The sequence below is a fragment of the Pseudomonas oryzagri genome, from assembly GCF_020831405.1.
In the GTDB taxonomy this organism is placed as follows: Bacteria; Pseudomonadota; Gammaproteobacteria; order Pseudomonadales; family Pseudomonadaceae; genus Geopseudomonas; species Geopseudomonas oryzagri.
The window spans coordinates 1-13460 of the sequence record NZ_JAJHPU010000043.1 but is presented as its reverse complement, the minus strand read 5'-3'; the positions used below and the strand labels follow the sequence as shown (position 1 = coordinate 13460).

Below are 13460 nucleotides of genomic sequence, written 5' to 3'. Positions count from 1 at the left end.
CCCCCGGCTATTCGCTGCGGCTGGCGGCCGGGCGACGGCGAGCGGCGCCCTGGCCGATGGCGATGGCGCCGCCGGCGCAGTCGCTCTCGCAGATCGCGTTGTCCGGCGAGCAGCCCTGGTAGAACTGCTGCTGGCTGCCGGCGGCGACCAGGCCGCCCTGCTCCAGGCGTTTTTCCAGGCCGTCGATGCGCTCGAGCAGGCAGGCGATCGCCTTGCCGACCGGGTCGGGGATCAGGTGGTGGTCGAGGTCGAAGCCGTAGGGGTTGAGCTGGCCGGCCTCGCGCAGCTTGACCACCTTGCCGGGGATGCCGACCACCGTGCAGCCCTCCGGCACGTCCTGCACCACCACCGAGTTGGCGCCGACCCGCGCCTGGCTGCCGACCATGATCGGGCCGAGGATCTTCGCCCCGGCGCCGACCAGCACGCCGTCGCCCAGGGTCGGATGGCGCTTGCCCTTGCGCCAGCTGGTGCCGCCCAAGGTGACGCCGTGGTAGAGGGTCACGTCCTGGCCGATCTCGGCGGTCTCGCCGATCACCACGCAGGCGCCGTGGTCGATGAAGAAGCGCGCGCCGATGGTGGCGCCGGGATGGATGTCGACGTTGCTGACCAGGCGGGCGACGAACGACAGCAGGCGCGCCGGATAGCGCCAGCCGGAGCGCCACAGGCGGTTGCTCAGCCGGTAGAGCATGATCGCGTGCACGCCCGGGTAGGTGGTGAGCACTTCGAAGGTGGTGCGCGCGGCCGGATCGCGCTGGAACACGCAGCGGATATCGTCGCGCCACTCGCTGAACAGGCTCATGCCAGGGCTCCTGCGGCCAGTCCGCCGGTCGCCGCGTCGAGCTGGCGGTAGAAGTCCTCCAGCTCGACGGCCTGCGGGCTGCGCTTGGTATGGGTGGAGAAGGCGCGGATGCGGCCGAGCAGCGCCTGGCACTGCCAGTCGTCCAGCTCGATGCCCAGCTCGCGGTAGCGGGTGCGCACCATGTGCGCGCCGGAGTGCTTGCCGAGCACCAGGCTGTGGCTGCGGCCCAGCACGTCCGGGTTGAGGCCTTCGTAGTTGCGCCGATGCTTGAGCAGGCCATCGACGTGGATACCCGCCTCGTGGGTGAATACCCCGGCGCCGACCACGCTCTTCTGCCAGGCCACCTGGCGTCCGGAGGCCTGCTCGACCAGCGCGGAGATCGCGGGGATGCCGCGGGTGTCGATGCCGGTGTCGATGGCGTAGAGGTGCTTGAGCGCCACCACGCACTCCTCCAGCGCAGCGTTGCCGGCGCGCTCGCCGAGACCGTTGACCGTGGTGTTGAGATGGGTGGCGCCGCCCAGCACCGCGGCGATGGTGTTGGCGGTGGCCAGGCCGAAGTCGTCGTGGGCGTGCACTTCCAGTTCCAGATCGACCCGCTCGCGCAGGAAACGGAAGCGCTCGAGCATGCCGAACGGCTCCATGATCCCCACCGTGTCGGCGAAGCGCAGCCGGCGCGCGCCGGCGGCCTGGGCCACGGCGGCGACGCGCACCACGAAGTCCATGTCGGCGCGCGAGGCGTCCTCGCAGCCCAGGCATACCTCGAGGCCCGCCTGGCGCGCATCGCCGACCAGGCGCGCCACCTCGGCCAGCGCCCAACTACGGTCGCGGCCGAGCTTGTGCTGGAGCATCAGGTCGGAGACCGGCAGCGACAGGTCGACCATGCCCACCCCGCTGGCGCGCGCGGCGGCCAGATCCAGATCGCACAGCCGGCACCAGGCGAGCAGCCGCGCCGGCAGCTGGAGGCCGGCGATGGCGCGCATCACCTCGCGCTCCTCCTCGCCCATGCTGGGAATGCCGATCTCCAGCTCGGGCACGCCCAGCTCGGCCAGGGCGCGGGCGATGGCCAGCTTCTCCTCGGGGGTGAAGGCCACGCCGGCGCTCTGCTCGCCGTCGCGCAGGGTGGTGTCGTCGATGATCACGCGGGCCATGGCTGACTCCGACCAAGAGAGGGATGGCGCGGCCCGCGCGGGCCGCGCCGGTTCAGGCGTACACCGGGGCGAAGGCCTTGTCGGCCTCCACCGGGCCGTTGCCGCTCCAGTACGGCGACAGCTTGCGCAGCTGGGCGACGATCGGCGGCACCGCGGCGATCACCCGGTCGACCTCCTCCTCCGTCGTGTAGCGCGACAGCGAGAAGCGCACCGTGCCGTGGGCGGCGGTGTAAGGAATGTCCATCGCGCGCATCACGTGGGAGGGTTCGAGCGAGCCCGAGGTGCAGGCCGAGCCGCTGGAGGCGGCGATGCCGACCTTGTTGAGCAGCAGCAGGATCGCCTCGCCCTCGATGTACTCGAAGGCGATGTTGGCGGTGTTGGGCAGGCGGTTGTCCGGGTCGCCGGTGACGAAGGCGTAGGGCACGGCGGCGAGGACGCCGGCTTCCAGCTTGTCGCGCAGGCGCTTGACCTCGGTGTTCTCGTGCTCCATGAAGGCCAGCGCGCGCTCGGCGGCGACACCCAGGCCGACGATGGAGGCGGCGTTCTCGGTGCCGGCACGCCGCCCGCGCTCCTGGTGGCCGCCGCGCAGCAGCGGGCGGAAGCGGGTGCCGCGGCGCAGGTAGAGCACGCCGATGCCCTTGGGCGCGTGCAGCTTATGGCCGGACACCGAGAGCATGTGGATGGCGCTGTCCTGCAGGTTCATCGGCACCTTGCCGACCGCCTGCACCGCGTCGGTGTGGAACATGATGCCGGCGTCGTCGGCCATCTGCGCCATCTCCAGCACCGGGAACAGCGTGCCGGTCTCGTTGTTGGCCCACATCACCGAGACGATGGCCACGTCGTCGCTCAGCAGGCTGGCGTAATGGTCGAGATCCAGGCGGCCCTTCTTGTCCACCGCCAGCTTGTGCACGGTGTAGCCCTCGCTGGCCAGGTAGTCGCACAGGCTGAGGATCGCCGGGTGCTCGACCACCGTGGTGATGATGGTCTTGCGCTCGGGTTGCGCCTTGAGCGCCGAGAGGATCGCCGTGGAGTCGGCCTCGGTGCCGCAGGAGGTGAAGACGATTTCCGAGTCGTGCTCGGCGCCGAGCAGCTTCTGCACGCTCTGCCGGGCCTTCTTCAGCGCCATGCCCACCTGGTTGCCGAAGCTGTGCAGCGACGAGGGGTTGCCGAACTGCTCGGTGAAGAACGGCAGCATGGCCTGCACGACTTCCTCGTCGACGCGGGTGGTGGCGTTGTTGTCGAGATAGACGTCGGCCATGTCACACCTCCAGCTGGGCGTGGGCGGCAGCGGCGGCGCTGACTGGGATCACCTTGACGAACTCGCCGAGCTCCTCGATCAGCCGCTGCTGGATGCCGGAGAGGGTCATGCTGGCCATCTGGCAGCCGGTGCAGGCGCCGGTCAGCTTGACGTAGACGTTCTTGCCGTCGACCTCGAGCAGCTCGACGTCGCCGTGGTCGCGCTGCAGGGTGGGACGGATCGACTCCAGGACCATTTCGATGCGGCGGATGCGCTGCAGGTTGGTCATCTTCGGCGCCGGCGCGGCCTCGGCCGGAGCGGGCGCGGCCGGCGCGGGGGCCGGGGCGTTGAGGTTGACCAGGCCGGACTTCGACTTGCCCTTGGCCTTGGTCGGCGCGGCGACGAACACCTCGCCGCGCGCCGCCAGCTCCTCGGTGAGCACCCGCTCGATGCCTTCGTGGCAGGCCGAGCAGCCGCCGCCGGCCTTGGTGTAGTTGGTGACGTCCTCGACGCTCGACAGGTTGTTGGCGCGGATGGTCTCGCGCACCATCACCTCGTCGATGGCGAAGCACTTGCAGATCAGCGCGCCTTCCTCGTGGTCGTCTTCCAGCTCCTCGCCCCGGTAGTTGGCCACCGCGGCCTGCAGCGCCTCGCGGCCCATCACCGAGCAGTGCATCTTTTCCGGCGGCAGGCCGTCGAGGAAGTCGGCGATGTCCTGGTTGCTGATCTTCAGCGCCTCATCGACGGTCAGGCCCTTGATCATCTCGGTGAGCGCCGAGCTGGAGGCGATGGCCGAGCCGCAACCGAAGGTCTGGAAGCCGGCGTCGAGGATGACGTCGGTGGCCGGATCGACCTTGAGGGTCAGGCGCAGGGCGTCGCCGCAGCTCAGCGAGCCGACGTCGCCGATGGCGTTGGCCTCGGCCACCGCGCCGGCGTTCTTCGGGTTGTAGAAGTGTTCTTTGACCTTTTCCGAGTAATCCCACATGACGGCTGATCTCCGGTGATTCCTGGATCGCCGGTCGTCGCCGGCGACTTCGATTCGATGACTTAGCAGGCGAAGGATTTGCCGCAGCCGCAGCTGCTGCTGGCGTTCGGATTGACGAAGGTGAAGCCGCTGCCTTCCATGCTTTCCACGAAGTCCACGGTCACCCCCTGGAGCAGCGGCGCGCTGGTTTCGTCGACCAGCAGGGTGATGCCGTCGCAGTCGACGGCCTGGTCGCCGTCGGCGCCGGCTTCCTCCAGCTTGAGGCTGTACTTGAGTCCGGAGCAGCCGCCGCCCTCGACGCGGATGCGCAAGCCGGCCACCGGCTTGTCGGTGCTGCTGATGAAGCGGGTCACGGCGCTTTTCGCGCTCTCGGTCATGATGATCATCGGCTTGTCTCCTCGGTTGTGCGGTTGCTTGGCCAACCGTTGCAGGAGCTGGTGCAAGGCCGATGCCAGCCGTTTAGCCGACAAAAAACCCTTTCAAATCAACCCGTTGAAAAGAATCGGCGGATGGCTGCGGCTGTCATGAAGCAGACCGCCAGACGCGGCCTTGTGGGCTTTGCGACAAACACAAAGCCCGCAGGGGCGCACCAAAACGGGCCGAATGTCGGATCTGCGCCATACTCACCGACGCTCTGGCGCGCCAGGCGCCACGCGGCGCGCAGCACTCTGCGGCAGGACTGGCGAGCGGCCCGCCAAGCGCCGCGCGCCGAGCCCGGCATCGTTATTGCTTTGTCTATATAACGAACGACCACCCAGCGGCGGGTGGGCGAGAGACGGCCAGGCGCCGTTTTCAGGAAGCCGAACGGCTGGCCACGGCAGCACGCGCGGAGGAGAAACGCAGATGTTATCGAGCAAGCCATACAAGTACGGCGCAGACCGCCGGCAACGCCAACCGGCGATGCGCCAGCACTGGCGCGAGCGCCTGCCGGCGGAATGGCAGGGGGCGGTGGTGGCGCCGCAGCGCTTCGAGGTGCATCGCGACCAGGAACTGGAGGCCGAACGCTGCTTCGGCTACGACGCCCGCCAGGTCGCCTGCTACTACGCCCACCACTACCGCATCGCCGAACTGCGCAGCGACGACGACGAGGAGTTCTACGTCGGCACCCTGTACGGCGAATCGCTGGTCGCCTGGCTGCTGGACGACGGGCGCTGGCTGATCCACCGCATCGTGCTCACCGACGAGCACTGCGAGGGGCGCGCCTTCTACAGCTTCAGTCCGAGCATGCCGCGCTAAGCGTCGCAGCACGTCCAGGACCGGCGCCGGCTGTCGCGATTGCCGCACAGGCGGCCTGTACGATTGGCGCCAATGCCACAAGGCTGATTTCGCAAGTCATTGATTTGAAAGGAATCGCTCCTGGCATCCGGGTTGCAACACAAGCCTCGACCAAGGCCCGGCGGGCCAGGGTCGTCGGTCGGGTGCCAACCCCTGCGCGGCCTCCCCCCTCCCCTGGGTGCCGTTCGCGGCGCTCGAAGCACGCAGAGCAGCGACCGACGCTCCCGGCCCGCCGGCCTTGCCTTCAGCCAATCGTGATAGAGAGAGCAGCATGTCCACCAAGGAAATCAAAGCCTTCTCGGACCAGGCCAAGAGCGACCCGGCGCTGGGCGAGAAACTCAAAGCCTGCGAAAAAGTGCGCGAGATGATCGGCCTGGCCAAGGAGTCCGGCTTCGTCATCATCGAGGATGCCCTGTATCCGCCGAACGAGCCGCAGTTCACCGAGGACCAGCTGTCCGCCAAGCTGGTCAAGGCGCTGCTGCGCGCCTGAGCCCACCGGCCGCCGGAGCCGGGGCTGCCCGGCATCGGCGGCCGCGCCGCCTGCCGAACGCGCCGGGCGTCCCGGCCTTCCCCGCCCTGCCCCGCTCGAAGCCCGCGCCTGTGCGCGCCGGCTCGCCCATGAAAGCACCGGCCAGTTTCCGGGATCGCCAGCCAGCGGCGACCATTCACGCCGGCGCCCGGTCGCTTCTTCCTGTAGCGGTGGCCTGAAGCCAGCGGCTAACCCAGCAGCACCTCGTAGACCCGGCGCAGCAGCTCGCGGTCCAGCCAGGGCATGCCGATGCTCTGCGGCAGCTCGATCCAGCGCGTGCCGGGCGGCGGCGGGCACAGCTCGTAGCCGGCGAGCGCGGCCAGATAGACCGGCAGCAGCAGGCCGGGCACCTCCAGGTGCAGGCGGAAGTCGCTGACCAGTTCGAGGGCGCGGTCGATGCCGAGCAGCTGCTGCAGATGGCGCAGCGCGCTGGCCGGATGGCTCTGCAGCGGCAACTCGGCGTCGTCGGCGGCGATCACCGCCAGGCGCGGCAGCGCCTGCGGCAGCACCACGCCGCCCTCGGGAATCAGGAAGTGCAGGCGCGCGCTGACCGGGTGCTTGTGGCACACCAGCATGCGCCAGGGCAGACCGTAGGCCTGTTGCTGATCGATCATGGATTCAGGGCCAACAGCGCGTACTCCACGGGACCGGCGAACAGCCGGGTGCCGCCACCCTCGGCGGCCACCTGCTGCGCGGCGGCACCGTCCAGCACGCGCACCCCGGCCAGGTAGTCGACGCCGAACTCGCCCCAGCCCTCCAGCCACGGCAGGCTCGGCCCCATCAGCACCACCCGCGCCTGGCGCGACAGCTCCAGGAGGCGCGGCAGGGTCTTGTTGGCCAGGCTGCTGGCGGTGACGAACACCCAGTCGGCCTGCGGCAGGAGGAACTCGGCGGCGCTGTCGGGCAAATCGCCATCCTGCGGGTTGCGTTCCAGACACTGGTAGGGCAGATCCGCCCACAGCTGGTCGAGGCCCGGATAGTGGCCGATCACCGCCACCCGCCGGCCTTCCAGCTGCGGGCGGAAATGGGCGAACACCCGCAGATGGCCCGGCACCTCGGCGCGCAGCGGCATGGCTTCGCGCAGGCAGGCGGAGTCGCCGTTGATCGTGGCGTTGAGCACGGCAAGGCCGACGGCCGCCTCGGCGGCGTTCCACGACAGCAGCCACGGGCGCAGCTCGCCGCTCGGCCGCCCGGCGAGGGTGCCGGCCCAGCTCAGGGTGCGCGGCACCTGCTTGGGGCTGAAGGCGAAACCACAGTGGCCGGCCACCTGGGCGACCGTCCAGTTGAGGCCCAGGCACAGCCGCTCGACCTGCGCATCGCCCGGCGCGCTGGCCAGCAGCCAGTCGTAGACGGCGTTCATGATTCGAGCGCCGGCAACAGGCGCAGCTCGCTTTTCAGCGCGCCGCCACGGCCCCAGGCGGTGACCGCCTCGATCACCCAGGCCGGCTTGCGCGGGTGCGGCAGCAGAACGTCGAACTCGGCGAAGGCCTGGCCGTCGCCGTTGACCAGCACGCTGCCCTGCAGGGCGCCACCCGGCGTGCGCCACTCGGCGTACAGCGCCTGGCTGTGGTCGAAGGGGTCCTCGCGCAGTTCGCTGCGGCTGCCCGGCGTGCCGGCCACCGCCAGCGGCTGCGCGACGCCGGCCTGCGCCAGGCAGGCGGCCAGCGCCTGCCAGATCTCCGCCAGCAGCGGCTCGACTTCCAGCAGGCGCTGCTCCAGGGCGACGCTCATCAGGCCGCCTCCTCGCTGAACGAGCGGGCGATGTGCAGGAACGCGCCGCCGCCGATCTCGTCGACCGGATCGAGCTCCAAGAGCTTCTCCAGCACGCTCTGCGCCTGCGCCACCCGGCCGCGGCGCAGGCGGATCACGCCGAGCGCCTTGAGGCTGAACAGGTACAGACGCACGGCGCCCCGACGCTGCGCCCAGTCGGCGCTGGCGGCATGCAGGCGCCGGTAGTTGCGGTCGAAGCCGGCCGCCTGCGCCGCCTCGCGCAGCGCCAGCCACACCGCGGCTTCGGCCTCGGCGTAGCGGCGGCTGACGAAGTAGAACTTGTACAGACCGATATGCGCGTCGGGCTCCTGGGGCCAGCGCCGGCGCGCCTCCAGCAGCAGCGACTCGACGCCGTCGGGGGTCGCCGCGCACAGGGCGAGGTTGAGTAGATCGCGCAGTTTCTGCGGCGTGCCGTCGGAGAAGAACGCACGCTCGGGGGCGAACAGCAGCACCTCGGCCATGGCGCTTACCAGATTTCCGCGGGGGTGAGCTTGTCGGCGTAGGGCTCGCCGCCGAGCAGGTGCTGCTCGACGATCAGCGCCGCCTCCTGCGGCTCGACCCAGCTGTACATGATCGAGCCCGGGTAGATCAGCACGTTGGCGCCGGCCTGGCAGGGGCCGAGGCAGGAGGTGTTGGTCAGCGCGATGCGATTGATCAGGTTCTTCTGGATCAGCACCTGGGCGAAGGCGTTGTACAGCGCCTCGCCGCCCTTGGCGCCGCAGCTGCCGCGCGGATGGCCGTCGGGACGGCGCTGGGCACAGACGAAGATATGGAACTCGGGCTTGGCCATGATCTCGCTCCTCAAGCCGCGGCGGCTGCGTGGCTGTGGCACTGCTTGGGACACACGGCGGCGCAGGCCTTGCAGCCGATGCAGTCCATGCCGTCCTGGATGACCATCACCTTCATCTCGTCGTCCTCGTCGAACATGTCGTCGTCTTCGCCGACCACGTCGGCGCGATCGGCCAGGGTGAACACGTCGCGCGGACAGACCTTGTAGCAACGGCCACAACCGATGCACTTGAGGGCATCGAGGGCGGTAACGAATTCCGGAGTCCAGTCCGCGCCACCCCGGGTACGCCCGGTAATCATTGCCTCAGCCATGTTTGATCTCCTGCGCGCCACTCACTGCGGTGGCGCAGGCCTACGGTTGTCGAAAAGGCGGCTCGAAGTCCGCTCTGCTCAGGGTTAAACGTCCCGACCCGCGGTCGGGGTCGCGCCGCCGGGTGGGCGGCACGCGGCGGATGCCGCCATGAGGCGGCGCAAGGTTCGGGCCGAGCCCGGGTCAGCGGCAGGGGGCTCGTGACCCCCTGCCCGCCCGCACCGGGGTGCGGGCGAACCCACTGGCAACCGAGCGGATCACTCGGCGCCGGTCGCCTCCAGGCGCGCCTTGGCCTCGGCCCAGTCCAGGCAGGCCTGGTGGGTCTGGCGGGCGAGCTCGGGCAGCGTCTGGTAGTCGGTCAGCAGGCGATCCTCGACCAGGTCGTGGATCTGCGACGCCCATTCGGTGGCGATACGCTTCTTCTGGCTGACGTCCTTCTTGAGGGCCTTGATCTCGTCTTCGCTCATCGATGCCTCCAACTCAGAGTTCGGCGACCACGCGGTGCTCGGCGATCAGCGCGCTCGCCTTGTCGACCTGCTTCTGCGCCTCGCCGGCCAGCGCCTCGAGCGAGTCGAAGCCGAAGCGGTGGACGTCGCGCAGGGTCTTGTCCAGGGCGACCAGCTTGCCGACCAGGATCAGCGCGCGACCGAAGCCCTCGTGGGTCAGGTTGATCACCGGCACGGCGAGCAGCCCGGTCTGCGCCTCGACCAGCTGGGCGATGGCGTTGTAGTAGGCCTTGATGCGCGAGATGGTGGTCTCGTCCGGATCGCCGACCACCGGGATGGCCTTGCGGCGCTCCTTGGTGAGCACCAGCGGATCGAGCACGCGGGCATCGCTCCAGGTGTCGTAGGTGCCGTAGCTGTCCATGGCGCGCAGCTGCACCACCATCTGCTTGACGATCGGATGGCTGAGGGCGGCGTCGCCGTCCTGCACCACCGCTGGTTGTTCCTCGACTTCGAACATGGGGCATTCCTCGCTGGATAAGGGGGTGGGCGCTACTCGTCCCAGGCCTCGGCGGCCATCGCCGCGAAGCGCTGCTGGTCGCCGCCGTGGCTGCGCTGGATGGCCTTGGCCAGCCAGGCCGACGGGCCTTCGCGCAGCTCGGCCTGCAGGCTGTCGAGCAGCTCGTCGATGCGCGCCGCCTCGGCGACCTTGACCGGCTGCACGCCGATGGCCAGCAGCTGGCGCACCGCCGAGGCGCCGCAGGCGCGGCAGTACACGGCGATGCAGCCTTCGAGCAGGGCGAGCTTGCCGACCAGCTTGTCCTCGTTGCCGTCCTGCTCCAGATCGCCGAACTCGATGACCCGGAGCAAGCGGGCGCTTTCGGGATTGACGCCGTAGATGGCGAAGGAGCGCGACGAGCCGAAGTGCTGGTCGACCGTCTGCCGGTCAGAGGAGGCGAACGCCACCTGCAGCAGGGTGCCGTCGTCGTCGCCGTCGAGCACCGCGAGTTGCCGGGTCGGAGTGGCCATGGCTCAGTGCCTCCTCTGCGGCTGTTCGCCGGCCGGCTTCTGCGCGTAGATCGAGTGGTACGGCGCGATGCCCTGGTGGTGGCCGACCAGCAGGTTGGCGAGGTCGAACAGCGCCTGGGCGGTCGCCCGGTAGCCGGACCAGCAGCGCTGGAAGCCGCCGAGCAGGTCGTACTGCGGGAAACCCATGCGCAGCAGCGGCACATCGAGACGCTCGGCGCTGGCCAGCGCGTGGCTGTTGCCGAGGATCAGCTGGGCGCCGCCGGCGCGCGCGGCCTGCTCCAGGTCCTCGAGGTCGCCGACCTGTACGCAGGCCAGCGGCGACTCGGCCAGCGCCGGGGAGCGCGCCGGCACCACCGCGGCCACGGTGCGCGCGCCCATGCCGCGCAGCAGGCGGTCGAAGCCGAGCAGCAGGTCGGGATCGGCGGCGATGGCCATCCGCGCGTCGCCGAGCATGAAGTGGGTGTCGAGCATGGCGTCCTGCAGCTGGCGACGCTGCTTCTGCCAGCGCTCGGGCACCGGGTTGCCGCTGATCTCGGCCAGCGCCAGCAGCCATTCATCTACTGCGTCGAGGCCGAGCAGCAGGCCGAAGCGTCGCTCCGGCACCCCGGTGCGCGCGGCCAGCGCGTCGGCGGCGGCGGCGAGGCTCTGCCCGACCACCAGGGTGGCGATGCTCTGCCCCGCGCTGGCCAGCTCGGCGACGGTCAGCCCGCCGGTGGTCAGCGGGTTGAAGGCGGCGTCGTCGAGGTGGCCGTCCAGCGAGCCGGACAGGTCGGGGATCAGCAGCGGACGCAGGCCGAAGCTCTCGATGCTCTCGGCGACGAACTCCAGGTCGCCCGGGGTCAGGTTGGCCGAGCACAGCACGTTGACCTGACGCGGACGCTGGCCGACCTGGTCGCGGCGCTCGGGCACCAGGGTCTCGACGATGGCCTTGACCGTGGCGGCGAAGCCGCTCTCGAAGCTGCCGGAAAAGTCCGGGGTGTTGGCCGCCACTACGGCGACGTCCTTGAACTCGGGATGCTCGCGGCGGAACTGGTGCAGCGCGCTGTTGAGGTCGCAGCCCTGGGTCTCGGCCAGGGCCGTGCTGAGCAGGCCGATCACCGCCGGGTTCTGCTTCTCGCAGATGGTCTTCAGCGCCTCGACGATGTTGTCGTCGGCGCCCATCACCGAGCTGACCTGGTCCATGGCGGTGGTCTGCAGCGGCACCGGCTCGCGGAAGTGGCGGACGAAGAACACCTTGGCGAACGCCGTGCAGCCGGCCGAGCCGTGCAGCAACGGCATGCTGCGCGCGAGGCCCAAGATGGCCAGGGCGCCGCCCATGGTCTGGCTGGCCTTCAGCGGGCTGACCGCCAGGGCCTTCTTGCGATTGATGATCTCGGCCATGACGGTCTCCTCAGGCGCCGGCGGCCAGGGCCGGGGCGGACAGCGGGGCGCCCAGCGGCGCGCCGCCGACGTTGCCCCACGGCGCGGGGCGGCGTACCGCCTCCCACACCGGGCTTTCCAGGGTCAGGCACAGCTGGCGGACCAGCTCGAGCATGCCCTCGTAGCCGGCGTAGCCGAATTCGCGCTCCTGGTTGATGTCGAGGAACGGGATGCGCGCCTTGAGCGCGGTGTACATGTTGCGGCCGCCGGCGATCAGGATGTCGGCCCGGTACTCCTCCACCGTCTTGAGCAGCGCGCGCGGGTTGCCCTCGTCGAGCATCTTGACGTCGTCGCCCATCAGCTCGCGGATGCGCGCCTTGTCCTCCTCGGTGGACTTCTTGGTGCCGGTGGCGACCACCTTCATGCCCAGGTCCTGCAGGCAGGAGATCACCGACCAGGACTTCACCCCGCCGGTGTAGAGCAGCACGCGCTTGCCCTCCAGCCGCGCCCGCCAGGGCTCCAGCGCAGCGCGGATGCGCGCCTCCTCGCGCTCGATCAGCGCCTCGGTGCGCGCGGACAGGTCGGCGTCGCCGATCAGCCGGGCGAAGTCGCGCAGCGCCTGCGAGGTGTCGGTGATGCCGTAGAAGCTGCCCTCGAACCAGGGCGTGCCGAAGCGCTCCTGCAGCTTGCGCGCGACGTTGAGCATGGCCTTGGAGCAGACCATCATGTTCACCTCGGCGGCGTGCATGGTCTGCACCTCGCGGAAGCGCGCGTCGCCGGACAGGGTGCAGAGCACGCGGATGCCCAGCTCGTCGAGCAGCGGCAGCACGTGCCAGAACTCGCCGGCGATGTTGTATTCGCCGATCAGGTTGACGTCGTGGACGCGGATGCCGGGCCGCTCGCTGCCCGCCGGCAGCGGGTCGGGCTGGCGGCTGCCGATCACGTGCTTGATCATGGCGTCGCCGGCGATGCGATTGCCGAGGTTCTTGGTGCCGTAGAAGCCGGCCGAGTCGACCGGTACCACCGGGGTATTGAAGTGCTCGCTGGCGGCCTTGCAGATGGCGTCGATGTCGTCGCCGATCAGCGCCGGCACGCAGGTGTTGTAGACGAACACCGCCGGCGGCGCGTAGCTCTCCACCGCCTGGCGGATGGCATGGAACAGGCGCTTCTCGGCGCGGCCCATGATCACGTCCTGCTCGGTGAGGTCGGTGGTCATGCCGATGCGGTACAGGTCCGGGCCGCTGGAGCGGGTGCCGCGGTTGTCCCAGGAACTGCCGGCACAGGCGATCGGCCCGTGGACAATGTGCGCCACATCGGCGATCGGCAACAGCGCGATCTGCGCACCGTCGAAGGCACAGCCACCGTCGGTGGCGCCCGGCTTGGGCTTGGCGCAGCCGGACTTCTCCTTCTTGTTGTGCTCGCAGGCGGGCTCGTCGAGCAGCTCGGCAATGTCCTTGGCTTTCATCGCTTACCCCCGTGGGTGCGTCGCTAGGCTGTGACGGGGGTGTTGCAAGCGCTGTACCAGAGGACAACCTATTGATTTAAAACGGATTTATAGGAGTGTGGGTTGTCGCAAAGCTGTCGGGGTGTCGGGTTTGCGACAAAGCGCCAGGCGTGACATGAGGTGGTTGTCCTACAGCCTCACAAGGTGATGACAAAGGGGCTGCATTCACGCCAGCCGGCCTTTTGATCGTTCCCACGCTCTGCGTGGGAACGCAGCCTGTGACGCTCTGCGTCACAGAAGCGGACGCGGAGCGTCCAGTGAGGAGCTCCCACGCAGAGCGCTC

General features: G+C 69.6%; 18 protein-coding genes. 2 read left to right on the top strand and 16 right to left on the bottom strand.

Annotated features, from left to right (window positions below; translation table 11 throughout):
• Positions 1 to 7: 7 nt before the first annotated feature.
• The 5 genes from cysE to LMJ29_RS16685 all read right to left on the bottom strand — a co-directional run bounded on the left by cysE (position 8) and on the right by LMJ29_RS16685 (position 4555).
• Positions 8 to 799, bottom strand: a complete 792-nt coding sequence (gene cysE, locus LMJ29_RS16705) for a serine O-acetyltransferase (RefSeq protein WP_229606663.1) — start codon at positions 797 to 799, stop codon at positions 8 to 10.
• Positions 796 to 1947: a homocitrate synthase gene (gene nifV, locus LMJ29_RS16700; protein WP_229606662.1), complete on the bottom strand. Its 1152-nt coding sequence runs from the start codon at positions 1945 to 1947 to the stop codon at positions 796 to 798. Before nifV ends, cysE begins: the two co-directional genes overlap by 4 nt.
• 52 nt (positions 1948 to 1999) lie before the next feature.
• A complete protein-coding gene (gene nifS / locus LMJ29_RS16695; RefSeq protein ID WP_229606661.1) occupies positions 2000 to 3205 on the bottom strand; it encodes a cysteine desulfurase NifS in 1206 nt (401 codons plus the stop codon).
• 1 nt (position 3206) lies between these two features.
• Positions 3207 to 4169, bottom strand: a complete 963-nt coding sequence (gene nifU / locus LMJ29_RS16690; RefSeq protein ID WP_229606660.1) for a Fe-S cluster assembly protein NifU — start codon at positions 4167 to 4169, stop codon at positions 3207 to 3209.
• Between the two features lie 62 nt (positions 4170 to 4231).
• Positions 4232 to 4555 carry a HesB/IscA family protein gene (locus LMJ29_RS16685; RefSeq protein WP_229606659.1) on the bottom strand — a complete coding sequence of 108 codons (324 nt, stop codon included), beginning with the start codon at positions 4553 to 4555 and terminating at the stop codon, positions 4232 to 4234.
• A gap of 457 nt (positions 4556 to 5012) precedes the next feature.
• Here LMJ29_RS16685 and LMJ29_RS16680 point away from each other — a divergent pair, with 457 nt between their 5' ends.
• Together LMJ29_RS16680 and LMJ29_RS16675 are read left to right on the top strand one after the other, a co-directional pair.
• Positions 5013 to 5405 (top strand): hypothetical protein, encoded by a 393-nt coding sequence (locus LMJ29_RS16680; RefSeq protein WP_229606658.1) that lies wholly within the window; start codon positions 5013 to 5015, stop codon positions 5403 to 5405.
• 310 nt (positions 5406 to 5715) lie between these two features.
• Positions 5716 to 5934: a Nif11-like leader peptide family natural product precursor gene (locus LMJ29_RS16675; protein WP_229606657.1), complete on the top strand. Its 219-nt coding sequence runs from the start codon at positions 5716 to 5718 to the stop codon at positions 5932 to 5934.
• Between the two features lie 227 nt (positions 5935 to 6161).
• Here the strand turns inward: LMJ29_RS16675 and LMJ29_RS16670 are convergent, their stop codons facing one another.
• The 11 genes from LMJ29_RS16670 to nifE all read right to left on the bottom strand — a co-directional run bounded on the left by LMJ29_RS16670 (position 6162) and on the right by nifE (position 13138).
• The gene (locus tag LMJ29_RS16670; protein WP_229606656.1) at positions 6162 to 6587 is read right to left on the bottom strand and encodes a hypothetical protein; all 426 of its coding nucleotides are present in this window, start codon (positions 6585 to 6587) and stop codon (positions 6162 to 6164) included.
• Positions 6584 to 7333: a DUF364 domain-containing protein gene (locus LMJ29_RS16665; RefSeq protein WP_229606655.1), complete on the bottom strand. Its 750-nt coding sequence runs from the start codon at positions 7331 to 7333 to the stop codon at positions 6584 to 6586. The genes LMJ29_RS16670 and LMJ29_RS16665 overlap by 4 nt, the downstream gene beginning before the upstream one ends.
• Positions 7330 to 7704, bottom strand: a complete 375-nt coding sequence (locus LMJ29_RS16660) for a hypothetical protein (RefSeq protein WP_229606654.1) — start codon at positions 7702 to 7704, stop codon at positions 7330 to 7332. The genes LMJ29_RS16665 and LMJ29_RS16660 overlap by 4 nt, the downstream gene beginning before the upstream one ends.
• Entirely contained in the window at positions 7704 to 8204 is a 501-nt protein-coding gene (locus LMJ29_RS16655) for a hypothetical protein (RefSeq protein WP_229606653.1), read from the bottom strand. Before LMJ29_RS16655 ends, LMJ29_RS16660 begins: the two co-directional genes overlap by 1 nt.
• 5 nt (positions 8205 to 8209) lie before the next feature.
• Positions 8210 to 8533, bottom strand: a complete 324-nt coding sequence (locus LMJ29_RS16650; protein ID WP_229606652.1) for a 2Fe-2S ferredoxin — start codon at positions 8531 to 8533, stop codon at positions 8210 to 8212.
• Between the two features lie 11 nt (positions 8534 to 8544).
• On the bottom strand, positions 8545 to 8844 hold the full coding sequence (gene fdxB / locus LMJ29_RS16645) for a ferredoxin III, nif-specific (RefSeq protein ID WP_229606651.1): 300 nt from the start codon (positions 8842 to 8844) through the stop codon (positions 8545 to 8547).
• Between the two features lie 255 nt (positions 8845 to 9099).
• Entirely contained in the window at positions 9100 to 9309 is a 210-nt protein-coding gene (locus LMJ29_RS16640; protein WP_229606650.1) for a CCE_0567 family metalloprotein, read from the bottom strand.
• Between the two features lie 13 nt (positions 9310 to 9322).
• Positions 9323 to 9805 carry a NifX-associated nitrogen fixation protein gene (locus LMJ29_RS16635; RefSeq protein ID WP_229606649.1) on the bottom strand — a complete coding sequence of 161 codons (483 nt, stop codon included), beginning with the start codon at positions 9803 to 9805 and terminating at the stop codon, positions 9323 to 9325.
• A 32-nt stretch (positions 9806 to 9837) separates the two neighbouring features.
• Positions 9838 to 10314: a NifB/NifX family molybdenum-iron cluster-binding protein gene (locus LMJ29_RS16630; protein ID WP_229606648.1), complete on the bottom strand. Its 477-nt coding sequence runs from the start codon at positions 10312 to 10314 to the stop codon at positions 9838 to 9840.
• A gap of 3 nt (positions 10315 to 10317) precedes the next feature.
• Positions 10318 to 11694 carry a nitrogenase iron-molybdenum cofactor biosynthesis protein NifN gene (gene nifN / locus LMJ29_RS16625; protein WP_229606647.1) on the bottom strand — a complete coding sequence of 459 codons (1377 nt, stop codon included), beginning with the start codon at positions 11692 to 11694 and terminating at the stop codon, positions 10318 to 10320.
• Positions 11695 to 11704: 10 nt separating this feature from the next.
• Positions 11705 to 13138, bottom strand: a complete 1434-nt coding sequence (gene nifE / locus LMJ29_RS16620; RefSeq protein WP_229606646.1) for a nitrogenase iron-molybdenum cofactor biosynthesis protein NifE — start codon at positions 13136 to 13138, stop codon at positions 11705 to 11707.
• Positions 13139 to 13460 lie beyond the last annotated feature (322 nt).